13 protein-coding genes and 1 pseudogene are annotated in these 22,747 nt (G+C 73.7%); 3 read left to right on the forward strand and 11 right to left on the reverse strand.

All coding sequences use genetic code 11. From position 1 onward, the window contains the following. Positions 1-55: 55 nt before the first annotated feature. The 9 genes from C1703_RS00240 to C1703_RS00280 form a co-directional block, all read right to left on the reverse strand. Positions 56-7,516, reverse strand: a complete 7,461-nt coding sequence (locus tag C1703_RS00240; protein ID WP_232840362.1) for a non-ribosomal peptide synthetase — start codon at positions 7,514-7,516, stop codon at positions 56-58. After that, positions 7,513-10,905, reverse strand: a complete 3,393-nt coding sequence (locus C1703_RS00245) for a type I polyketide synthase (RefSeq protein WP_114249940.1) — start codon at positions 10,903-10,905, stop codon at positions 7,513-7,515. The genes C1703_RS00240 and C1703_RS00245 overlap by 4 nt, the downstream gene beginning before the upstream one ends. Further along, complete coding sequence (locus C1703_RS00250) at positions 10,905-12,161, reverse strand: MFS transporter (RefSeq protein ID WP_114249941.1); 1,257 nt, start codon at positions 12,159-12,161, stop codon at positions 10,905-10,907. Before C1703_RS00250 ends, C1703_RS00245 begins: the two co-directional genes overlap by 1 nt. Positions 12,162-12,342: 181 nt before the next feature. Beyond that, on the reverse strand, positions 12,343-13,587 hold the full coding sequence (locus C1703_RS00255; protein WP_114249942.1) for a glycosyltransferase: 1,245 nt from the start codon (positions 13,585-13,587) through the stop codon (positions 12,343-12,345). Between the two features lie 95 nt (positions 13,588-13,682). Further along, positions 13,683-15,185, reverse strand: coding sequence for a HEAT repeat domain-containing protein (locus tag C1703_RS00260; protein WP_157993067.1), 1,503 nt, complete (start codon positions 15,183-15,185; stop codon positions 13,683-13,685). A gap of 385 nt (positions 15,186-15,570) precedes the next feature. Continuing rightward, a complete protein-coding gene (locus tag C1703_RS00265) occupies positions 15,571-16,725 on the reverse strand; it encodes an NADAR family protein (protein ID WP_114249944.1) in 1,155 nt (384 codons plus the stop codon). A gap of 141 nt (positions 16,726-16,866) precedes the next feature. Further along, positions 16,867-17,874 carry a peptidase gene (locus tag C1703_RS00270; protein ID WP_114249945.1) on the reverse strand — a complete coding sequence of 336 codons (1,008 nt, stop codon included), beginning with the start codon at positions 17,872-17,874 and terminating at the stop codon, positions 16,867-16,869. Positions 17,875-18,120: 246 nt separating this feature from the next. Beyond that, complete coding sequence (locus C1703_RS00275; protein WP_114249946.1) at positions 18,121-18,603, reverse strand: SRPBCC family protein; 483 nt, start codon at positions 18,601-18,603, stop codon at positions 18,121-18,123. Positions 18,604-18,722: 119 nt separating this feature from the next. Further along, a complete protein-coding gene (locus C1703_RS00280) occupies positions 18,723-19,352 on the reverse strand; it encodes a flavin reductase family protein (RefSeq protein ID WP_114249947.1) in 630 nt (209 codons plus the stop codon). Between C1703_RS00280 and C1703_RS40250 the strand changes: the two are divergent. Both C1703_RS40250 and C1703_RS40255 read left to right on the forward strand, forming a co-directional pair. After that, positions 19,335-19,607: pseudogene (locus C1703_RS40250) on the forward strand (winged helix-turn-helix domain-containing protein); the annotation flags it as partial. The gene C1703_RS00280 and the pseudogene C1703_RS40250 overlap by 18 nt on opposite strands. A gap of 49 nt (positions 19,608-19,656) precedes the next feature. Then, the gene (locus C1703_RS40255; RefSeq protein ID WP_343236428.1) at positions 19,657-19,932 is read left to right on the forward strand and encodes a hypothetical protein; all 276 of its coding nucleotides are present in this window, start codon (positions 19,657-19,659) and stop codon (positions 19,930-19,932) included. 99 nt (positions 19,933-20,031) lie between these two features. Here the strand turns inward: C1703_RS40255 and C1703_RS00290 are convergent, their stop codons facing one another. Further along, the gene (locus C1703_RS00290; RefSeq protein ID WP_114249948.1) at positions 20,032-20,322 is read right to left on the reverse strand and encodes a zinc-ribbon domain-containing protein; all 291 of its coding nucleotides are present in this window, start codon (positions 20,320-20,322) and stop codon (positions 20,032-20,034) included. Positions 20,323-20,476: 154 nt separating this feature from the next. Between C1703_RS00290 and C1703_RS00295 the strand changes: the two genes are divergently transcribed. Further along, on the forward strand, positions 20,477-20,968 hold the full coding sequence (locus C1703_RS00295) for a DUF5949 family protein (protein WP_114249949.1): 492 nt from the start codon (positions 20,477-20,479) through the stop codon (positions 20,966-20,968). A 59-nt stretch (positions 20,969-21,027) separates the two neighbouring features. Here the strand turns inward: C1703_RS00295 and pgm are convergent, their stop codons facing one another. Further along, a complete protein-coding gene (gene pgm, locus C1703_RS00300; RefSeq protein WP_114249950.1) occupies positions 21,028-22,668 on the reverse strand; it encodes a phosphoglucomutase (alpha-D-glucose-1,6-bisphosphate-dependent) in 1,641 nt (546 codons plus the stop codon). Positions 22,669-22,747 lie beyond the last annotated feature (79 nt).

The following is a 22,747-nucleotide window of genomic DNA, read 5'->3' on the forward strand; positions in this document are numbered from 1 at the left end:
TGGGCATGCGGGGGTGGAGGTGCGCCGCCGTGGGCGCACCTCCGGGCGGGCGCCGTCAGTCTCCGAGTGCCCGGGCGGTCTCCTCACGCAGGAGCGCGACGTAGTCACGGGTCCAGGCCTCGATCGTGCTGCGGTCCCACAGGTCGGCCGAGTACTCGACGAAGCCCCGCAGTTCGTCCCCGGCCGGGACGAGGCCGAAGGTGAGCTCCGTGCGGGACGCGGCGGGGGCGAGGTCCTCCACGGCCGTGGTGAGGCCGGGGAGTTCGACTTCCGCGTCCAGGGAGTTCTGGTAGGCGAAGCCGACGTCCAGCCGCTCCGGCACGTCGGCGCCCGTGTGCTCCCGCAGTGCCGGGGCGATCAGCCGCACCGGCATGGCCTGGTCCATGCACTCCACCGCCGTGCGGGCGACCCGGTCCGTCAGCGCGGTGAAGGAACCGGCGGCTCCGTCCCGTACCGGCAGGGCGAAGCCGGTGATCGTGCAGGCCAGCAGGGATTCGAAAGCGCGGCGCTCCCGGTTGGCGTAGGAGATGTTGAACACGACGTCGGCCTGCCCGGACTTCTGCGCGAGCATCCGGCCCAGGGCCGCCGCCGTGACGGCGAACGGCGTCGTGCCCCGCTGCCGCGCGAGGCGTTCGACGGCGGACCGCACGCCGGCCGGCACGGCGAAGGTCACGGCCCCGCCCCGGCCGCTCGGCTTCTCGGGCCTGGGCCGGTCCAGGGGCAGGCCCACAGTGAACGGCACTCCGTCCAGTGCGCGCAGCCAGAACCGCAGCTTGCCTTCGTCGGCGGCCTCGTCGGCCTGCTCCCGCTGCCATCGCGCGTACGCCACCGGCTGGCACAGTACGGCCGGCAGAGTGGGCGGCTCGCCCCGCCGGGCGGCGCCGTAGAGCGCGGCGAGTTCCTTCAGCAGCAGGCTGACGGACCATCCGTCACAGGCGGAGTGGTGCAGGACGAGGAGCAGGACCCAGGTGGTGTCGCCGGTGCGCAGGAGGCGCACGGTCATCGGCGTGCCCCGGGTGGGGTCGATCGGTGTCTCGGCGGCCTCGGTGCTCGCCTCGTCCAGGGCGGCCTGGCGCTCCTGCGCGGGCCGTGAGGTGAGGTCGTCGAGCGGCAGGTGCACCGGGCCGGGCTTCAGGACCTGTTGCTCCCAGCCGTCTCCGCCGCGGGTCAGGCGGGTGCGCAGTCCCTCGTGCCGCTCGACCAGTCGGGTCAGGGCGGTGCGCAGGGCCGGGACGTCCAGGGTTCCGGTGAGGGTGATGCGCAGGGCGACGTTGAAGACCTGCGGCAGCAGGTGGTCGGCGTGCACCGTGGCGAAGCGCGCCTGCTGGGCGGTGGCGGGTGCCCGGTGCTCGACGGTGCCGGGGAGGGCGTCCGGCTCGGGCGCCGTCTCCTCGGCTGTCCGGGCCAGTCGGGCCGTCATGGCCCGCAGGGTCGGCTCCTGGTAGAAGCTCAGCATCGGATAGTCGGTGCCGAACTCCTCCCGGACCTGGTTGACCAGCCGCATCGCGGTGATCGAGTGGCCGCCCAGGTCGAAGAACGAGGCGTCGGCCGTGAGGGCGTCGGGGTCCGTGCCGAACTCGTCCGCCCAGAGCTCCCGTACGCGCCGCTCGACGTCCCTCCGGTGGCCGGCCGCCGGCTCGCCGGTGGTGGTGGGGGCCGGCCGGTGGCTCGGTGCGGTGGTGACGAGGTCGGGTGCCGGAAGGGCGGACCGGTCGAGTTTGCCGTTGCCCGTCACGGGCAGGGCGGGCAGGACCCGCCAGGCGCGCGGCACCAGGTACTCCGGCAGGCGCGCCGCCAGTTCCTCGGCCAGGAGGTCGGCGAACGCCTGCCGGTCGTCGGCCCCCGCGCCGATCGGATCGGCGGGGACGGCGTAGGCGGCCAGGTAGGCCTCGCCCCGGTTGTCGCGGCGGGCCAGGACGGCCGCCGCGCGCACACCGTCCAGGGTGGCCAGGACGCGGGAGACCTCCTCCGGCTCGACCCGGAAGCCCCGGATCTTCACCTGGTCGTCGGCCCGGCCGCAGAACTCAAGTGCGCCGTCGGCCCGCCAGCGGACCAGGTCGCCGGTGCGGTACCTGCGGGCGTCCGGGGCGCCGTCCGGGTCCGGCAGGAAGCGCTCCTCGGTCAGCCGGGGACGGTGCAGATAGCCGAGGGCGACGCCGGCTCCGCCGACGTACAGCTCCCCCACCGCGCCGACGGGCACCGGGCTGCCCGCGGCGTCGAGGACGCTCAGCGTCACGTTGCCGGCCGGCCGCCCGATCGCGATGGACCGGCCGGGGTCCTGGCCCTGCGGGGAGACGGTCTCGGTGGTGCACAGCACGGTGACCTCGGTGGGCCCGTACACGTTCACCGTCTCGTACGGCGCCTCGGGCCGCGGCCGGGTGCGCAGCACGTCGCCGCCGAGCAGCAGGTGGCGCAGCGGCGGCTGCTCGGCCGGGGGAAGACGCAGCAGTTGCTCGCCGAGGGCGGTGGGGAGGATCGAGAAGGTGACGCCCTGCTCGGCGTACCAGCGGGCCAGGGCGAGCGGGTCCCTGCGCCGGTCCTCGTCGGCGATCGTGACCGACGCGCCCGCCGTCAGCGCCGGCCAGATCTCCAGGAGGGAGGCGTCGAAGCTCTGGCTGCACACCACGGCGCTGCGGTCGGCCGGGGTGAAGGCGAAGCGCCGGTGCTGCCACTCGCACAGGTCGACGACCGCGCGGTGCGGCACCACGACGCCCTTGGGGGTGCCGGTGCTGCCCGAGGTGTACAGGACGCAGCACGGCGTCTGGCCGCCGGGGGCGGACTCGCCGGCTCGGCCGCCCCGCGCTGTCGCGTCCGGCGGTACGACGGTCACGTGGCCGGGCAGTCTCAGGGCCGCGGCCTCCTCGCGCGTCGACACCAGGGTGCCGGCGCCGCACTCGGCGATGATCTGCTCGGCGCGCGCCCGGCCGAGTGACGGGTCGAGCGGGACGTAGGCGCGGCCCGTCCTGAGCACGGCGAGCATGGCGACCACGAGGTCGGCGGAGCGGGGCAGCCACAGCGCCACCGTCCCGTCGGCGCCCGTGGCGTGTCGTTCCCCCAGGGCGGAGGCCAACCGCTCGGCCCGGTCGTCGAGTTCGCGGTAGGTCAGTCGGGTGTCGCCGCTGATCACCGCCGTGCTGTGCGGCTGCGCGGCGGCCCGCCGGGCGACGAGGGCGTGGACGGTGGTGTCCGCGGGCGGGCGGGACGGGCCGTGTTGCCATGACTTCGGCACGGGATCGCCGTCGGCGGCGGTGTCGGGGGCCGGCGGAGCGAGCCGGGACAGGGGTGCCCCGGGGTCGTCGACCGCTGCCGTGAGCAGGTCCCGGAAGGTGGCGAAGAAACGGTCGACGGTGGGCCGGTCGAACAGGTCGGTGTTGTACTCCAGATGGCAGCGGATGCCGTGCGGCTGGTCGGTGAAGTAGACGGTGAGGTCCGTCAGGGCCTTGTCCGGGCCCGCGTCCAGCGGGGTGGCCTCGATGCCGGGCAGGTCGAAGCGGAACGGTTCGGCTCGCTGGAACTCGGCGAACGTCTGGAACACGGGTGTCCGGTCGACCGCCCTGGCCGGGGCGAGTTCGCGCACCACCCTCTCGAAGGGCACGCGCGCGTGGTCGTACGCGTCGAGGGCGACCGTGCGCACCCGGTCCAGGAGGGTGCCGAACGCGGGGTCGCCGGACAGGTCGAGGCGGAGCGCGAGGGTGTTCACGAAGAAGCCGAGCAGGTGCTCGGCCCGTTCGGGCCGGTCCGAGATCGGGGTGCCGACGACGAGGTCCGTCTGCCCGGTGACGCGGTGGAGCATCGCCGCGTAGCCGGCGAGCAGCGTCATGAAGAGGGTGCTGCGGCGGGTGCGGCTCATCTCGCGCAGCCGCCGGGAGAGTTCCGGGTCGAGGGTGTGGAAGACGGCCCGGCCGTTCGACGTCATCGTCGCCGGGCGGGGCCGGTCGGTGGGCAGGGCGAGGACGGGCAGTTCGCCGCCGAGGGCGGTGCGCCAGTACGCCAGGTCCTCCTCGGCCTCCCGGCTGCGCGCGGACGCCGCCAGCTCCCGGGCGTGATCGGCGTAGCTCCAGGTGAGGGCGGGCAGGGCGTGGGGGGTGCCGTCGCGTTCGGCCCGGTAGAGGGCGGACAGGTCGCGGGCGAGGACGGTGGCGGAGGCCGCGTCGACGACGATGTGGTGCAGGGACAGGACGAGGACGTGCTCCGCCTCGGCCGTCCGGACCAGCCGGGTGACGAACAGCGGGCCGTCCGCCAGGTCGAAGCGGCGGCCGCTCTCGGCGGACAGGACGTCCCGCAGCGCGGTGCCGGGAGCGGCGGCGGCGTCCACGACCTCGAAGTCCGGCTCGGCGGACGCCCGGACCACCTGCCGGGGTTCTCCTCCCCTCTCCCGGAAGACCGTGCGCAGGCCCTCGTGCCGGGCGACGAGACCGCGCAGTGCCGCGCGCAGGGCGGGGACGTCGAGGGGGCCGTCGAGACGGATCGCCTTGATCTCGTTGTAGGCGGTACGTCCCGGCAGGAGGCGTTCCAGGAACCAGACGCGTTCCTGGCCGGGTGACAAGGGGGCGTCGGCGGGGGCCGGCCGGACGGGCGCGGGGCGCGGGGGTGCCGAGGGGGCGGTGGCCCGCCGGTCGTAGTGCCGGCGCAGGGCGTCCAGGCGCGGCAGGCCCGCGCGCAGTCGGTCCGCCGCGACACCGAAGTCCACGAGGGCCACGATCTCGTCGGCTCCTGCCGCGGTCACCGCGTCGACCACCGGGCGGACGCTGTCCGCCGTGCCGATCAGGGCGCGCTGGTCGCAGTAGCGGCCGTAGGCGCGGCGGAACAGGGCCTCCAGGTCGTCCTCGCTCAGCGCGGCCAGGTCGACGCTGCGCCCGAGGCTGCCGGTGACGCCGCTGAACAGGGACAGCGACGCGCGCATGTAGCGGGACAGGGGCTCGTAGGCCTCGGTGCGCGCGGTGTCGTGGTCGTCCGCGAGGAAGGTGTGCAGCAGGACGGCCACCCGGCCGGCGTCCGGGTCCAGTCCGTGCCGGGCCCGGGTGCGGCGGTAGCGGGCGATGTTCTCGCCGAGCTGTTCGACGCTCTGGGTCATCAGGTTGGTGACGACGCCCAGGTCGTGGCGGGCGGCCAGTTCGTACGAGGCGGGGTTGCCGACGACCGCGGTGTACAGGGGCGGGGTGTCCTGCACCGGGCGTGGGAAGAGCCGCAGGTCGGCCTCGCCGTCGCCGGTGGTGCGGCGCAGGGCGGCACCGCGCCATAACGTCCGTACCTCTTCGAGCTGTTCGTACATCAGCTCCTTGTGCCGGCCGAAACGGTCGGGGAAGAAGGCGAAGTCCTTGGAGTTCCAGCCGGCGGCGACGCCGATGCCGACGCGGCCGCCCGAGAGGTTGTCGACCATCGACCACTCCTCGGCGACCCGGATCGGGTCGTGGAGCGGCAGGACGACGGAGCCGGCGTTGAGGCGGATGCGCTCGGTCTCCCGGGACAGCGCGGCGGCCAGAACCGCCGGGTTGGGGAAGAGCCCGCCGAAGGAGTGGAAGTGGCGCTCGGGCATCCAGAGCGCGTGAAAGCCGTGCCGGTCGGCGAACCGGGCGGTCTCGACGAGGAGTTCGTACTGGCCGTGGGGCGGCGAGGACGCGTCCTGGGGGTAGTCGCCGAAGAAGTAGACGCTGAAGTCGGGGGTGCGGGGGGAGGCTTGTCGCGCGGGAGCGGGGCGGGGTGCGGCGTCCTTCGCCGGGGCGCGGCGGGGCGCGGTGATCGTCGCGGCGGCGTTCCAGGGCATGGCGGCCACGGAAGCGACTGGTTCGGGGGCCGCTTGTGGCTGCGGCTCCGGCTTCGGTTCGGGTTCCGGTTCCGGTGCGGGTTTCGGTTCCGGTTCGGGTTTCGGTTCGGGTTTCGGTTCCGGTTCGGGTTTCGGTTCGGGTTTCGGTTCCGGCTCGGGTTTCGGTTCCGACTCCAACTGCGGGTCCGGCTTTGGTGGCACGGCCTTCGGCGTCACCAACGGTCCGCCCGGGAAGAAGCCCGCCGACCGCAGCTCGCGCAGCGAGTCCCGTACGGCGTCCGCCACGAACTCGATGTCGCCGTCCGAGTGGGCGGTGGACAGGAAGAAGTTGCGCCACTCCCAGACGTGCACGCCGCGCAGCATCAGGTGGTGGTAGAGGAGCTCCATGTCGGCGCGGTGCTCGAAGCGGAACTGGGAGCCGAAGTGGCTCATCCGCAGCGGGTACTCCTCGGCCTCGAAGAAGCCGTTGAGCGTCGCCGCCAGTTCGGCCGTGCGCGCGTTGAGCCGCTCCTGGAGGCCGGGGCTGTGCTCCTTGAGGTGGGCGAGGACGGCACGGGCCGCGACCATCGACACCGGGTGCTGGATGTACGTGCCGCCGAAGAAGGTGGTGTCGGCGGGCGGGTAGCTGTCGTCGCCGTAGGACCAGTAGCCGCCGTCGACGCCGTCCATGATGTCGGCGCGGCCCGCGATCGCGCCGATGGGGAAGCCGCCGCCGAGGAGCTTGCCGTAGGTGGCGAGGTCGGGTGTGACGCCGTACAGCTCCTGCGCGCCGCGTGGGGCGGGGCGGAAGCCGGTCAGCATTTCGTCGAAGAGCAGGACGATGCCGTGGCGGCGGGTGAGTTCGCGCAGTCTGCGGACGAACTCGACCGGCTGCAGCGACGGGTGTCTGCTCTGCACCGGCTCCACGACGACCGCCGCGATGTCGCCGGCGTCGCGGGCGATCGCCTCCAGGGCGGTGTCGCTGCCGTAGTCGAGGACCAGCAGATCGGCGACGGCGGCCTGCGGGACGCCCCGGGAGACGGGCACGGTGATCCCGTCGGCGTCGGTGCCGGAGGTGGCGGCGCGGCCGAGGACGTTGTCGGCGTGGCCGTGGTAGGCGCCGAGGAACGTGACGATCTTGTCGCGGCCGGTGGCGGCGCGGGCGAGGCGGATCGCCGCGGAGTTGGCCTCGGTGCCGGAGTTGGCGAAGGCCACGCGCTCCAGCCCGGTGAGTTCGGCGAGGAGTTCCGCCGCCTCGCCGGTCTCGACGGCGCGGGGGCCGAGCTGGATGCCGCGGGAGAGGTGTGCGCGCACGGCATCGGTGACGAAGTCCGGCTCGTGGCCGAAGAGGAGGACGCCGAAGCCCATCGTGATGTCGACGTACTCGTTGCCGTCGACGTCCTGGAGCCGTGCCCCGCTCGCCCGGCGGCCGGCGATCGGGTACAGCATCTCCTTGGTGCCGCTGCGGAAGCCCACGACGGCACGGCTGTCGGCCAGGACGCGGCGGTAGCGCTGGGCGATCCGCTTGGAGGTCGGGGTCTTCGCGGTGTAGCGGCGGACGAGGTCGGCGAGGTGTGCCTGCTGGGTGTGGGGGGAGGCCTCCCGCACCATGCCGGAGGTCCTCGTGACGGACACGCGGGGGCCGTGGACGCGCGGCGGCTCCGGGGCCTCGGCGGCGGCCGTGCCCAGCTGGTCGGCGATGCGCCGCGAGAGTTCGGCCATCGCCGCCAGGTCCTGGTCGAGTGCGGCGGAGATGCCGTTCAGCGCGCTCACTTGACGACCGTGCCGTTGAGCCGGTCCGTCACCGAGGCGGTCTGGAGCGCGAGCAGTTGGGAGAGCTGGGACATCATCTGCAGCTGTATCTGGGATATCTGCTGAATCTTGCGGGCGAGATCCTCCAGCTCCTCGCGGGTCGCGTACGCGGGGACGGGGGCAGCGGGGGCAGGCACGGGCGCGGGGTCGGAGACAGGGGAGGCGGGCGCGGGCTCGGGAGCCGACCGGGGTGGGAAAGCCGGTGCGGGTGCGGCGGCCATGGGCACAACGGGCTCCGCAGGCTCGGCCGGTCCCGCCGCATCAGCCAGTTCCGCATGCTCGGCGACTCCCGCCGGCTCGGCCGACGCCGCCCCGGCCGTCGTCCCGGTCGCCGCCGTCGTCCCGGTCGCCGTGTCGGCCGTCGTACCGGCCGTCGTCCCCGGCAAGCGGGCCACGATGAACTCCGCGAGCCGCCGCGGCGTGCCGGTCTCCTCCAGAAGCTGTCGCATCGTCACCCTGACCTCGTGCTGCTGCTCCAGCTCCCGCAGCACGCTGATCATCTGCAGCGAGTCGGCGCCGAGATCGAAGAAGTTCGCGTCGCCGTCGATCGCCGACGGGTCTCCGCCGAGGTGCCGGGCGGTCGACTCGACGATGCTGTGCAGTACCCGTGCGGCCGCTGCCTCTCGCTGAACCACTGCGGTTCCCTTTCTCGCTGATGGTGCCGTGCCGAGGACCGTCGGCTCGGGCCCGGTCCAGTGCTGTCGGTGCTGGAATCGGTATCCGGGCAGCGGGACGCGCCGGCCCCCGCTGCCGGCCAGGAGCGGCTCCCAGTCGAGGTCCGCTCCCGCGCAGTGCAGTGCCGCGGCGGCGCCCCAGAGGGTGCCGAGTCCGGTGCCGCGCCGCAGCGACGGCACCGCCGGTACGTCGGGCAGTGCCCGGCGGGCCAGTCCGCTGAGGGTGCTGTGCGGCCCGATCTCGAGCAGGACGTGGGGCCGCTGTGCGCCGATGCCGCGCAGCGCCTCGTCGTAACGGACGGGCTCGCGGGCGTGCCGGAGGAAGTGGTCCGTGTCCGGGATCCAGCCGGGCGGGCGGACCGCTCCGTCGAGGGTGCTGACGAACGGGATCCCGACGGGCCGGAACTCCACGTCGTCGAGGACCTTCCGGAACTCCTCCAACACGGGTTCCATCAGGGCGGTGTGGAAGGCGCGGGTCACCGGCAGCCGGTGCCCCGGTGTGCCGCGCCCGTCCAGCAGGGCGCATGCCCGGTCGACGGCCTCGGCCGGTCCGGCGAGCACCTGGGCGCGCTCCCCGTTCGACACGGCGGGCTCCAGCCCGGGCACCTCGGTGGCCAGGGCGAGCGCGGTGGCCCTGTCGATCGGCGCGGCCACCATCGCGCCCGGGGCGCAGCGCCGCCGCATCAGCCGGCCGCGTTCGGTGGTGAGGCGCAGGCCGTCCCGGAGGGACAGGGCTCCCGCCGCGTGGAGCGCGGCGTACTCGCCGACGCTGTGCCCGGTCACGGCGTACGGTGCGACGCCGGTGTCGCGCCAGAGCCGGACGAGGGCGCACTGCAGGGCGAACAGCGCGGGCTGCGCGGTGTCCGTGTCCCCGAGGTGCCCCTCCCCCGCCGCGTGCTCCGTGGTCAGCTCCGCGTGCAACGAGACGCCGGTGAGGTCGCGGTGGTACTGCTCGCACGCGTCGAGGACTTCGCGCACGGCGGGGAAACGCGCGTAGACGCCGGCCGCCATGGCGGGGTACTGGCTGCCCTGGCCGGTGAACTGGAACGCCACCCGCGCGGCGCCCTCCCCCGGTGCCGTCCCCGTGGTCACCGCCGTCTGGGCGGTTCCGGCGAGCCAGGTGTCGAGGGCGTCGGCGAGGGCCGCCGGGGTGGAGCCGCGGGCGGCGAGGCGGTGGGGGCCGTGCGCGCGGCCGAGGGCGGCCGTGGTGACCAGGTCGGCCGGGTGCGGTGCGGGCGGCCGGCGCAACCGGTCGCGGAAGGCGCGGGCGTTGTCGGCGAGGGCCTGCGGGGTGCTTCCCGAGACCAGCAGGACGTCCGGCGGGGAGGCCGCGCCGCTCCTGGGAGCCGGTTCGGGGGCCTGTTCCAGGATCAGGTGGACGTTGGTGCCGCCGACACCGAGCGAGGTCAGGCCCGCCCGGCGCGGCAGGTCGCTCCCGGGCCAGGGCCGGGCGGTGCGGGGGATGTAGAAGGGGCTGCGGTCGAGGTCGAGGTGGGGGTTGGGTTCGGTGAAGTTCGCCATCGGCGGGATCACGCCGTGGTGCAGGACCAGCAGGGTCTTGACGAGGCCGGCCAGTCCGGAGGCGGCGTCGAGGTGGCCGAGGTTGGCCTTGGTCGAGCCGAGGGCGCAGTAGCCCTCGCGGTCGGTGTCCTCCCGGTAGGCCCCGGCCGCCCCGTCGAACTCGATCGGGTCGCCCTTGAGGGTGCCGGTGCCGTGGGTCTCCAGGTAGCCGATGGTCTCGGCGCCGACGCCGGCGCGTCGCAGGGCCTGCCGGATGGCGGTGCGCTGGCCCTCGGCGCTGGGGGCGCTGAACGCCGTCTTCGCGGCGCCGTCGTTGCCGATGCCCCAGCCGCGGATGACGCCGTGCACGGTGTCGCCGTCGGCGACGGCCCGGGCCAGCCGCTTCAGTACGACGGCCAGCACGCCGGTGCCTCCCACGGTGCCGTCGGCACCGGCGTCGAAGGCGCGCACCCGGCCGGACCTGGACAGGATGGAGCCCTTGACGTGGCGGTAGCCCAGGACCTGCGGGACGTGGACGGCGGTGGCGCCGACGAGGGCGATGTCGCAGTCGCCCAGGAGCAGCGACTGCGCGGCCGCCTGCACGCCGACCAGGGAACTGGAGCAGCCTGTCTGGATGTTGACGGCGGGGCCGGTCAGGCCCAGCCGGTAGGCGACACGGGTGGCCGTGAAGTCGGCGAAGTTGCCGATGATCGTCTGCATGCCCGACGTCCAGTCGGTCGGGGGCAGGCTGGGCAGGACGTTGTTCAGCAGGTAGCTCTGCAGGGTGTACAGGTGGTATCCGGTGCTGGCGTAGACGCCGACGCGGGTGCCGTTCCGTTCCCCTGGATAGCCGGCGTTCTCCAGGGCGTGCTGGGCGCATTCGAGGAACATGCGCTGCTGCGGGTCGGTGAGCCGGGCCTCGTGGGGGCTCATGGCGAAGTGCCGGGCGTCGAAGCCGGCGAGGTCGTCGAGGATCCCGGAGGCGCCGACGAAGTCCTCGGCCCCGTACTCCTCGGCGGGGATCCCGGCGGCGGCCAGTTCCTCGTCGGTGAAGCGGGTGATGCAGTCCGTGCCGTCCCGGATGATCCGCCAGAAGTCCTCGGGCGTGTCGGCGCCGGGCAGCCGGAAGGCCATGCCGATGACGGCCATCCGCGGGTCCGGATCGCTGGTGGTCATCAGCCGCGTCCCTTCGTCACCGCGGGCCGGTCACCGGCCGGTTCCTCCAGGGACGGCGGGCCGGGTCTGCCCCGGGCGACCAGCAGCAGGAGCAGGGCCGTGCACAGGGCGATCGCGAGGCCGTGGAAGGCGGCCACCACCTGCAGCGGCGAGAAGCGTTCCAGGAGTGCGCCGCTCACGAGCATGCCGAGGCCAAAACCGGTGTTCTCGGCCGAGGCGGACAGGCCGAAGAGCCGGCCGCGCTGGTCGTCGGGTGCGGCCTGCAGCCGCGACACGTAGACGGTCTCGGTGAAGCCGTCGGCGGCTCCGGCGACGAGCGCGGCGATGACGGCGGGCAGGGTCGGCAGTCCGCAGAAGACCACGATGAAGCCGGCGGACATCACACAGGCGCCGAGCGCGAACGCCCGCTCCCCCGGGGTCCGCCCGGTCTTGGCGGTGACCCGGCCGATCACCTGCTGGGCGACGATGTTGCCGATGGCCCAGGTGGCCCAGAACTGGCTGATGAAGGTGGCCGGGTGATCGGGATCCAGGCTGCTGGAGTAGAGGGGCAGGGCGACGTTGTGGGAGGAGGAGCCGAGGCCGTCCACCGCGCGGATCGCGATCATCGCCATCAGCAGCGGGGCCGTGCCCAGCAGCATCCGGGCTGTCCGGCGCGCGGCCCCCGAGGCTTTGCCGGAGCCGCCGTCCGCGGGGTCCCCGGCCGCCCGGGTGCGGACGGGGAGGAGGAACAGCACGGTCGCGGAGATCAGGAACGTCGCGGCGTCCAGGGCGAACGCGGCGGAGTAGCCGAGCTGCGCGACCACCACGCCCGCCGAGGCGAAACCGGCGATCATGGCGAGCGAACGTCCGGTCACCAGCAGGCCGTTGGCCCGGACCCGGTGCTCCGCTCCGACGATCTCGGGGATGCTGCTGCGCAGGGCGACCTGGGAGAGCGTCGAGCAGCCGCCCGTGACCACGGCCAGGACGTACAGCAGCCCGGGGCGCACGCCGTCGGGCGCGAGCAGCAGCGTCAGCAGTGCCGTGGCCTGGCACAGGTCGGCGCCGACCATCAGCCGCTTGCGGTCGTACACCGAGACGAGCCGCCCGCTCACCCAGCCGGAGACGACACTGGTCCCGAGCCGTACGGCCATGAAGAGGCCGGCGGCGAGCGCGCTGCCGGTGGCGTCGTAGACGAAGACGTTCAGCGCCACCATGTTCAGGTAACTGCCGTACGCCGAGATGCCGTTGCCCAGGACGAGCAGACGGAAGTACCTCATGCACCTTCCCCTGGTCTGCATGAGGGGCGCGCGTTCCCCCCGATACGCCGCCGGCCGGCAGCCACTGGTCCGTCACCCAAGCAGAACCGGACAGACGTCTTCAAGACTCGGAAGTGGTCCAGACGACTTCCGGTCTTGTTTTGGCGCTTTCGAAGCGACGGGCAACCCGTCGCGGGCGCGCTTACGACGTCAGTCGGTCCAGGGCCGTCAGGACCGGTGCCACGCCGTCCTCCTCGGCCAGGCGGCGGGCGAGGTCCTGGGCGCGGCCGCGGTGGCCGGGGTCGCTCACGGCCCGGCGCAGGGCGGGGGCGAGGGCGTCGGCGGTGAGGCGGCGCAGCGGGAGGGCGCAGGGCGCGGTGCCCAGCGCGATCAGGCGGGCCGCCCAGAAGCCGGCGTCGAACTGCACGGGCACCGGAACGCTGGGGACTCCGGCGCGCAGGACGGCGGCGGTGGTGCCGGCTCCGCCGTGGTGGACCACGGCGGCCATCCGGGGGAACAGCAGCGCGTGCGGTACGTCGCCGACCGTGATCACCTCGTCGGTGCGGGCGGCCAGCCCCGCCCAGCCCTGCTGGACGACCCCGCGCAGTCCCGCGGTTCGCAGGGCGCGCACGATCTCGTCGCTGAGCCGCCGCGGATCGGGCACGGTGGCGCTGCCCAGCCCGACGAAGACCGGGGCGGGCCCGGCGGCGAGGAACTCCTCCACGTCCCTGGGCAGTTCGCGGGTGTCGTGCGGCCACCAGTAGCCGGCGATCTCCAGCCCGGGACGCCAGTCGCGGGGCCGGGGCACCACCTGCTCGCTGAAGCCGTGCAGCACCGGCCACAGGGCCCGCTCATGGGCCCGGCGGCTCGCGACGGGGCCGCCGCGCAGCGTCATGCCGTGCCGGGTGCGGAGCCTGCGCAGGGCCCGGGTGAAGACGCGGTCGACGGCGGTGGTGACGGCCAGTCCGCCCAGGCGGTTGCCCACGCTGCCGAGCGAGCGCCCGCCGAGCATGGGGGCGCCGAACTCCCGCGTCGGGTGCTGGGGTTGCAGGAACAGGCCCAGACTGGGCAGCCGCAGCCCCTCGGCGATGGCGGCGCCGAGCGGGGCCACGGCGCCGGCGGCCAGGACGACGTCGGCGCCGCGGGCCGCCTGGACCAGGGCGTCGGTCATCTCCTCGGCCGCGGACCGGGCCATCGACGCCGCGCGCAGCAGTTTGCCGAGCCCCGTGGTGCTGGCGTGCAGGCTGCGGCCGCGGTCGGAGTGCGACACGGCGAGCGGATCGACCGGGGTGGGGTGGAACCGCACGCCGGAACCGGCGGTCAGCGGCTCGAACAGGCCGTGGGTGGCCAGCGTGACCTCGTGCCCGCTCCGTACCAGCCCCGCGCCCAGCCCCGTGTACGGCGCGACGTCGCCGCGCGACCCCGCCGTCATGATCACCACCCGCATGCGTCCCAGTGTGGACCGCCCCGGCGGGCGACACACGGCGTACGGCGGCAGGTGGACGAAAATCGCCGGTGCAGGTGAGGGCCGGCCGGAACTGCTTACGACGGGTCGAACACCGGGCCCGCGTCCAGCGCTGCGACCAGCTCCGCGGCCGCTCGGCGAACCCGGAGGGAGGCGTCCTCGGTGAGGGCGGTCAGCCGGACGCGCGCCGCCTCGCTGCCGGGTGGCAGCGTGCCGGTGGCCTCCACCCAGCGGGTGAGCCCGAGGACGGCCTGGTAGCGGACCCCCTCGTACGGGTCGTCCAGGCTCCGCAGGAAGCGCCGAACGTCGCGCCGGGCCCGCTCGTCGGCCGGGTCGTCCCCGTCGAGCAGGGACAGCGCGGCGGCCCGGACCTCACCGGACCCGCTGCCGTCCGCGAGGTGCCGTACGGCGGGGAGTGCCTGGGCGAGGCCGGAGAGCGCGTTGCGGGTGCGCCAGGTGTGGCGCGCGTCGGTTTCCAGGTGAGCGGCCAGGGCCCAGGCCACGGGGTGGCGCTCCCAGAGGCGGAGTCCGTTCTCGACGCGTGCTTCGAGCCCGTCGAGCGCGCCCGCGCGCAGGTCGTCGTCGGGGTCGTCGAGGAGGGGCAGCAGGAGCCACACGGCGTCCAGACGGCCCTGGACGCCGATGGCCGTGGCGGAGGCGGCCCGGGTGCCGGCGGGCAGTGTCTCGTCGGCCAGGGCCGTGCGCAGTTGCGCGGCGGCCGTGTCCGTGTCCAGGGCGCCCAGGGCCTGCGCGGCCGACGGTCCGGCGACGGGGTCGGGCAGCCAGCGCACCGCCGGTTCGGTGATGTGCTCGTCGCCCCGTTCTGCCAGGCCGCGCAGCAGCCTCGCCGCGACCTCGGGGTCCCGCTCGCCGCGCAGGGCTTCGGCCAGCTTGTCCTGTACCTGCCGTTGTTCCACGTGGAACAACCGCCGGGCGACCGCGATCCTCACCGCGGGAGAGGGATCGCGCAGGCCGGTGAGCAGCGAGTCGAGGAGTTGCTCGGTGTGGCTCTCCGGCAGCCAGTCCAGGGCGCGCGCCCTGGCGGTGCCCGTACCGTTGCGGGCGGTGCGGATCACCTCCTCCCGCACAGCCGCGTCTCCGGCGCACCGGTAGATCAGGGTTCGGGCCCGCCCCCAGACGGCCGGGTCGGGGTCGCCGAGGAGTCGGACCAGGGCGGCGGCATCCCCCGGCGCGCCCAGGGCGATCAGTCCCTCCAGGGCGTTGATCCGCACAGTCCGGTCAGGGTCGGCCAGCTGACGCGCGAAGGCCCGCAGGACCGCCGGCCCCTCGAGTCCCAGCCGGGTCACGGCGACCGAGGCCCTGCACCGTACGCCCGGGTCCCCGTCGCTCATCAGCAGGGGCAGCACCGCGCGGCCCGCCTCCGGGTCTCCGAGGCGGGCCAGGGCAAGGGCGGCGGCCGCGCGTACCGAGGGCGCGGGGTCGCCGGCCGCCTCCGCGGCCACGGGGGCGTACTCGGACCGGCCGGTCCGCCCCAGCCCCTTCAGCGCCGCCGCCCGCCGCTCCGGCTCCGGCGCCGCCGACTCCCGCAGGAAGAAAGCGATCTGATGGTCCGCCCCCATGGCCACCTCCACGAAGGAAGACCCGCGAGCGACGCGAAGGTTGCTCCCGCGCTCCTGGGGCTGGCCGCCGGGGCGTCAGCCGGTGGGTGCCGGGGGCCGGTGGGCCGGGGCGTCAGCCGGCGGGCGGCCCTGGGGTCGAGGTCAGCCGACGGGGACACCGAGGGCAACGTCGGCCGCCGGGCACCGAAGGGCCGAGGGCGTCAGCCGGTGGGTGCCGGGGGACGGGTGTCCGTACCGCCGCGAGGTCGGTTTCCGGCGCTCCGGCCGTTCGGGGCGGTGGCGGGGCGTCGGCAAACGATCGATGCGTGCACAGCACGCGGTCGCGGGATTCCGCTTGTCGGTGATTCCCGCGTCACGTCAGGTGCCTGTGTGGCTCCCCGAGGGGTCAGGGAGTGTCTTGGCCGGCCTGCTGTGCGCGGGGTGCCGGGAGGGTGATGCCCGCCAGCTCCGCCTGGAGTTCGGAGCGGACGAGTTCCAGGAGGCGGCCGGTCCAGTTCCGGCCGCGGCCTCCCCGATTGCCCCAGTGCTCGGAGTCCGAGTCGTCGTAGACGAGTGTCGCGTCGGCCGTGTCCAGGAGGACCCGGGCGAGCACCGGGTGCTGCGTGAACTTGGCCCTCAGCAGGGAGGTCATGACCGCCGTCCGTGCCTGCTCCCACCCCTCGCGCCGGGGAGCGCCGGCCGCCGCACCACGGGCGGCGAACGTCGTGTCCGCGTCCCGGACGGCGGCCCGGGCGCCGGGATCGGCGGTGGACAGGGCCCAGTACGCGTGCGTCACCGTGGGGTAGGTGTCGCCGTCGATCAGCAGGGGCGCGGGGAACTCGTTGCGCAGGGCCTTCGTGCCCGGGTCGTCCGAGGGCTTGAGGGGGTAGCTCTCGTAGAGGTGGATCGCCGGGGCCATGGGGGTGGCGGGGCCGTCGGACGGGACGCGGGAGGGGCGTTCGGCGTTCCACTTCGCCCGGTCCTCGAAGTAGGCGATCGCCTCGTCGTACTCCTCCTGCGTGACCGGTTCGTCGGGCAGGCCCTCCAGATGTCCGCCGGGGCCGGCCACCAGGACCTGCAACGGCCCGTCCTTGCGGTCCATGTCGCCGAGGGCGTAGTGGCGTTGGGTCTCCGGGATGGCGTGGTAGGCGGCGCGGGCCGCGGCCCGGTTCTCCTCGGTCCGGTCGGCGAGGAACACGTCGACGGCGGCCAGGCAGCGGTCCGTGGAGTCCGGGCGTCCGTTGAGCTGGTCGATGGTGTCGCGGATCTCGGCGAGCAGCAGTTCCGGGGTGAGCCAGGTGTGCGGCTCGCTGAACTTCCACGCGGCCAGGTTGTGCGCGGAGACCCGGGCGCCGTCGGGGAGCCGGGTGGCGACCCAGCCGCTCCGCAGCTTCTCCTCGAACTCCTCGAGGGTGACCAGGCCCCAGCAGTCGATCAGCCCGTCCGCGTAGACGAACAGGTCGGTAAGGAAGTAGTCGCCGTTGCGGATGAAGGCGGGGCGCCAGGTTCCGGGGACGCGTCTGCCGTCCGCCGTGCGGTAGGTGATTCGATTGCCGATCATTCCGGCATTCTGCCGTAACCGCTGGTCAGCGCAACGGGTTTACCGTCGCCGCGGATCGCCGCGGATCGTCGTGGGAACGCCCGGAGCCGGGTCCTCCGCCGTGGTGTCGCGGAGGACCCGGCTCCGGGTCGGGACAGTGGCTCAGGACGACTGGGCGCTCTGGTACAGGTTCTGCGCGTCGGCGCCGAAGTACGGGCCGTACATGGCGTTCGGCAGGAAGTTGTACTTGAAGCTGTTCACCGAGGACTGCAGGCCGGTCCCGGTGGCCTCGTCGAACTGCGTGAACCACGGGCCTCCGCTGGAGCCGCCGGTCATGTTGCAGGTCAGACCGTGGTCACTGGACAGCAGGAAGTCCCTGTAGGTGGTGCCGCTGCAGTAGATGAACTTCGAGCCGTCGTACGGTGCCGCGGCCGGGAAGCCGAAGGCGTACATGGCCTTGTTGTAGCCGGTGTTGAAGGCGAGTCCCTGGCCGCCGACGACGTCGGTCAGCCGCTTTCCGTCGAGCGGGGCGACGACGGCCGCGCCGATGTCGTAGTTGATGTCCTCACTGGCCGTCCACTGGGGCGTGGACAGGGTCTTGGACGCCGTCCAGGTGCCGTACGGGGCCTGCCCGTCGTGGTAGCCGGGCACGAACACCCAGTTGGTGTGCCAGGCCCCCTCCATCTTCACGCAGTGCCCCGCGGTGAGCACGGTGCTCTTGTTGGCGCTGGTGACGGCGTTGCCGGAGCAGGAGGCGGTGCGCCCCTGGTAGGTGAAGAACACCCGGCCGGCGGTCTTGACCACCGCTCCCCCGCCGGACCAGGGTCCGCCGCTGTGGGGAATGGCCAGGGGTCCCACGCCGGAGGCGGAGGCGGTGGGGGCGATGACGGTGGTCCTGCCCTTGCGGGGTGTCGCCGCCCGCACGTCGGAGCGGTCGACGGACAGGACGTCGAGCGGGGTGGCCTCGCGCATCCGCTGCGGGGTCCAGAAGGCGCGGGCGCGCTCCTGCGCCGAGGGTGCCGTCGTTCCCGGTTCGGGCGCGGCGCTCGCGGGTGCGGCGGTGACGCCGGTCGCCAGCAGTGCGGCGACGCCGGCGAGTACGCCGAGGAGGGTGCGGCGAACGGGCGCGCCGCGTCCGGACGGGCGGAGGCTACGGGGTCTGCCTATCACGCGGTCTCCTTCTGCTGTGGGGGCCGGGCGGAGGGTCCGTCCGCCCGGTCAGGCAGGGGTGTCGCTGCGGACAGCCAGAGGGCAGCGTGCCACCAGGAGACCGATATGGACAGGTGCATGCCACGACGATGGCCGAAACGTCACATGCTCTCCGCGTGGGGCACACCCGGCCAGGGACATACGCGGGCACAAGAGAACCCGGCCTCCACGGTGGAGGCCGGGTCCGGGGACGGAGAGGGGTGTGGGTCAGAGGGCGGGGCCGGGGCCGGTACCGCCCGGCTGGATGCGTCCGCGCCAGGCGCCGGACTCGGCTCCGCGCTCCTCGATGTACTGCTTGAAGCGCTTCATGTCGCCCTTGATCCGCCGGTCGATCGTGCCGATCATGTCCGCGGCCTTCTCCACCGCTCCGCTGGGCTCGACGTCCATCACGAGCTCCACCCGGGTGTGGGTGTCATCCACGCGCTCGAAGCGGACGGAGCCCCTCTGGTTGGTGTCACCGCTGGTCGTGCGCCACGTGACCCGCTCGTCGGGCAGCTGGTCGACGATCTCCGTGTCGAACTCGCGCCGTACTCCGCCGATCTTGGTGGTCCAGTGGTTGTGGCGGTCGTCGAGCTGCCTGACCTCCTCGACGCCTTCCATGAAGTTCGGGAACTCCTCGAACTGCGTCCACTGGTTGTAGGCGGTGTGCAGAGGGACGTCGACTTCCACGGTTTCCTTGACGGTGCTCATCTGTATGCCTCCGTTTTCCCTGATCGACTGCAGGAGGCCCATCGGCCCACACACAGGTCCGGGCCCGATACGACGAGTACCCGGCATTCTCCTGTTGCCACCTGCGATCCGATCAGCGCTCAGGCGGCGGGGGCGGCGGTCCCGGCCGTCTCCGAGCGGAACCCGTGCCCGAGTTCGGGGGCCAGGCCGTGGTAGTGGCGGAAGTTGTAGATGAGCGGGCTCCACCGCGCGGGGTCGATGTGGTGCGTGCCGGGTACGACGACGCGTTCGGCGGCGTGGACGCGCAGGACCTCGCACTCGACGGTGACGAAGACGCCGGCGCCGCCCGGGGTCAGCTTGCGGGCCCGGGCCTCCAGCTGCAGGGCGCACTCGGCGACGCGCGGCGGCCGCACGAGATCGGCGGCGGCCGGAGTGAGCCCGGCCGCGGCGAACTTGTCCCGCTCGTGGCGGTACACCGCCCGTTTGGCCTCCGGGACCGGACTCGCGCCGGTGAGCGGTGCCAGGCGTTCCACGTGCTCCCACAGCTCCGGCGAGGCGACGTTGATCACGAGTTCCGGGCGCTGCGCGAGGTTGCGCGCGGTCTGGCTCTCGCTGCCCAGGCCCAGGACGATGTGCTGCCCCAGGGCCCACGCGGAGGAGATCGGGGCGAGATTGCAGGTGCCGTCGGCGTTCTCGGTGGTCAGCAGGACCACCGGGGTTCCGAAGTAGAGGATGCTCGGCTGAACCACCAGATGGGTGTCGTTCGTCATGCCTCAGGACGCTACGGGCGGGACGTTTCGCCGGTCGTCGAAGTGTCGCCCGGCGACAATGGGGCGGTGACCAGCCCTGACGTTCACGCCGGAGAACCGGATCTCGCCGCGCTGGGTGCGCTGCCGGCCGACCGTACGCGCGCCGGGATCTGTCTCGCCCTGCTCGACGGCCGTTCCCGGACGGCCTCGGAGGTGGCCGCCCTCGCCGGCGTCGCCCCGTCCACGGCCACGAGCCATCTCAACCGGCTGGTGGACGGCGGACTGCTGGTGCGTCTGCTACGACCACCTCGGCGGCTCCCCGGCCGTGGCGATCACCGACGGCATGACCGAGCGCGGGCTGTTGTCCTGGGAGTCCGGCCCGGCGCTCACCGTGTCCGACGGTGCCTGGTTGACGAGCCTCGGCGTCGCGGGCGAGGGGGTAGGGGTGGGGGAAGCGCGCCGGCCGCACGTGCGGACCTGTCTCGACTGGACGGAGGGGCGCCTGCATCTGGCGGGAGCGGTGGCCGCCGCCGTGTTCCACCGGGCGCTGGAGGCGCGTCCTGGCTGGTGCACGGCGATGGTTCACGCGTCGTCCGGTTGACGGACCGGGGGCGGGACGCCTTCCGGCGTCACCTGGGTCTGGCGGACGAGGTGCTCACGGCCGGCTGAGCACCTCCTCGGCCCGGGGTGTCCGCCCGTCTCAGTACCGGTGCTGCTGTTGCTGCGGCTGTCCGTACGCCGGGCCGCCCTGGCCGCTCGCGCCCTGCGCCTGGAGCTGCTCGGCCTGCTCCTTGGTCAGCTTCTGTTCCGCGCCGCAGAAGGTGCACTGCGTCTGGTATTTCGTCGAGATCGGGAACAGCGGCACGAAGAACAGCGTGAACTTCGTGACGCGCTTCCTCAGGGTGTGCGCGGCGGGGTTGCCGCACTGGCCGCACACCAGCGTCAGTATCGCCAGCTGGTACAGGTAGCCCTTGGTGCCAAAGATGATCACGTGTCGGTCCTTCCCGGGTCGGATCTTTCTCCAGTGTCCTGTATCGCGGCGCCCGGTGCGCGCGCCCCTCGTTCGTGTGGAGCGCCCGGCGGGGCGTGGTCCAGTCGGGTGACAGCGGGCCGACCGCGTTCCGGCGCGCCGGTACGGTGCCGCGGTGACCTCGATCTCACCCGAAACACAGTCCGCGCACACCGACGACCTGGGCTCCCTGGTCGTGCTGTCCTGGCGGGGCACGACCCCCGACGGGGACGTTCCCTACCTCCTGGCCTGTTCCCTCGGGGACGGCGCGAACGGCCGGGAGGCGACGTCGGCGGCCCTCGAAGAGGTGCTGACCGGCGCCGGGCTCCCCCCGGGCGAGGGCCTCGTCCACGCGGTCCAGCGGCCGAGCCTGCCGGTCAGTCTGCTCGTCGTGCCCGGGTCGGCCGTCCTCACCGTGCGGCACCTCAAGTCCCAGTTCGTCCCGCCGGAGACCTGGCTGAAGGCCGTGGCCGAACTCGGGTACGCCTACCTCATCTTCGCCACCCGCCCGTGGCCGGAGGGTGCCGAGCCCGGCGACGTCGAGACGCTGGCCGCCTTCACCTCCGACGAGGACGTGCTCACGTCGGCGGCCCACGTGGTCCTGCCCGCCCGCAATCTGCGCGGCTGAACACGGCACGGCCCGGGCCACGTCGTCGTGGCCCGGGCCGTGCCGTGCCGTGCCGGTGCTCAGCCGGACAGTGCCGCCAGGACCACGGACTTGGCCTCCTCCTGCACCCGGCGGAGGTGGTCGGGGCCACGGAACGACTCGGCGTAGATCTTGTAGACGTCCTCGGTGCCCGAGGGGCGGGCCGCGAACCAGGCGCTGTCCGTGGTCACCTTGATGCCGCCGATCGGCGCGCCGTTCCCGGGGGCCTCGGTGAGCACCGCGGTGACCGCGTCCCCGGCGAGGGTGTCCGCGCTGACCTGTGCCGGGGAGAGCCGGGCGAGCAGGGCCTTCTCCTCGCGGGACGCCGGGGCGTCGATCCGGGCGTAGGCCGGCTCGCCGAAGCGGGCGGTCAGGGTGGCGTAGTGCTCCGAGGGGGTCCGGCCGGTGACCGCCGTGATCTCGGAGGCGAGCAGCGCCAGGATGATGCCGTCCTTGTCGGTGGTCCACACGGAGCCGTCCCGGCGCAGGAAGGACGCCCCGGCCGACTCCTCGCCGCCGAAGCCGATGCTGCCGCCGACCAGCCCGTCGACGAACCACTTGAACCCGACGGGCACCTCCACCAGCTCCCGGCCCAGGTCGGCGGCGACCCGGTCGATCATGGCGGAGGACACCAGGGTCTTGCCGACGCCGGTGCCCGCCGGCCAGCGGTCGCGGTGGGCGTACAGGTAGGAGATGGCGACGGCGAGGTAGTGGTTGGGGTTCATCAGACCGGCGTCCGGGGTGACGATGCCGTGCCGGTCGGCGTCGGCGTCGTTGCCGGTGGCGATCCGGAAGCGGTCGCGCTGCTCGATGAGCGAGGCCATCGCGTAGGGCGACGAGCAGTCCATGCGGATCTTGCCGTCCCAGTCCAGCGTCATGAACCGCCAGGTGGGGTCGGTGTGGGGGTTGACCACGGTGAGGTCGATGCCGTGCTGTTCGGCGATGCGGCCCCAGTAGGCGACGGACGCGCCGCCCAGCGGGTCGGCCCCGATGCGCACCCCGGCCTCGCGGATCGCGTCCAGGTCGAGCACGGCGGGCAGGTCGGCGACGTAGGTGCCCAGGAAGTCGTAGCGGCCGGTGGTGGCCGCGGCGAGGGCCCGGGCGTACGGGATGCGCCGGACGTCCTTGAGGCCGCCCCGGATGATCTCGTTGGCGCGGTCCTGGATCCAGGAGGTCGCGTCGGAGGCGGCGGGGCCGCCGCTGGGCGGGTTGTACTTGAACCCGCCGTCGCCGGGCGGGTTGTGGGAGGGGGTGACCACGACGCCGTCCGCGAGTCCGGTGGTGCGGCCGCGGTTGTGGGCGAGGATGGCGTGCGAGACCGCCGGGGTCGGGGTGTAGCCGTCCGCCTGGTCGATCAGCACCGTCACGTCGTTGGCGGCGAACACCTCCAGGGCGGTGACCCGCGCGGGCTCCGACAGGGCGTGCGTGTCGGCGCCCAGGAAGAGGGGGCCGTCGGTGCCCTGGCCGGCCCGGTACTCGCAGATGGCCTGGCTGGTCGCGGCGATGTGGTCGTCGTTGAACGCGCTCGCCAGTGACGAGCCGCGGTGTCCGGAGGTCCCGAACGCCACGCGCTGCCCCGGGTCGTCCGGGTCGGGGTGGAGCGCGTAGTACGCGGTGACCAGCCGGGCGACGTCGACGAGATCTCCGGGTCCGGCCGGACTGCCCGCTCGCTCGTGCTGCATGGGCCCGCTCCTCCGCATGGGTTGATCCTTCGTGTGCGGTCTCATCCTTCCTCGTCACGGCCGTGACGCGCGAGGGGGG

It is taken from the genome of Streptomyces sp. Go-475 (genome assembly GCF_003330845.1).
In the GTDB taxonomy this organism is placed as follows: domain Bacteria; phylum Actinomycetota; class Actinomycetes; order Streptomycetales; family Streptomycetaceae; genus Streptomyces.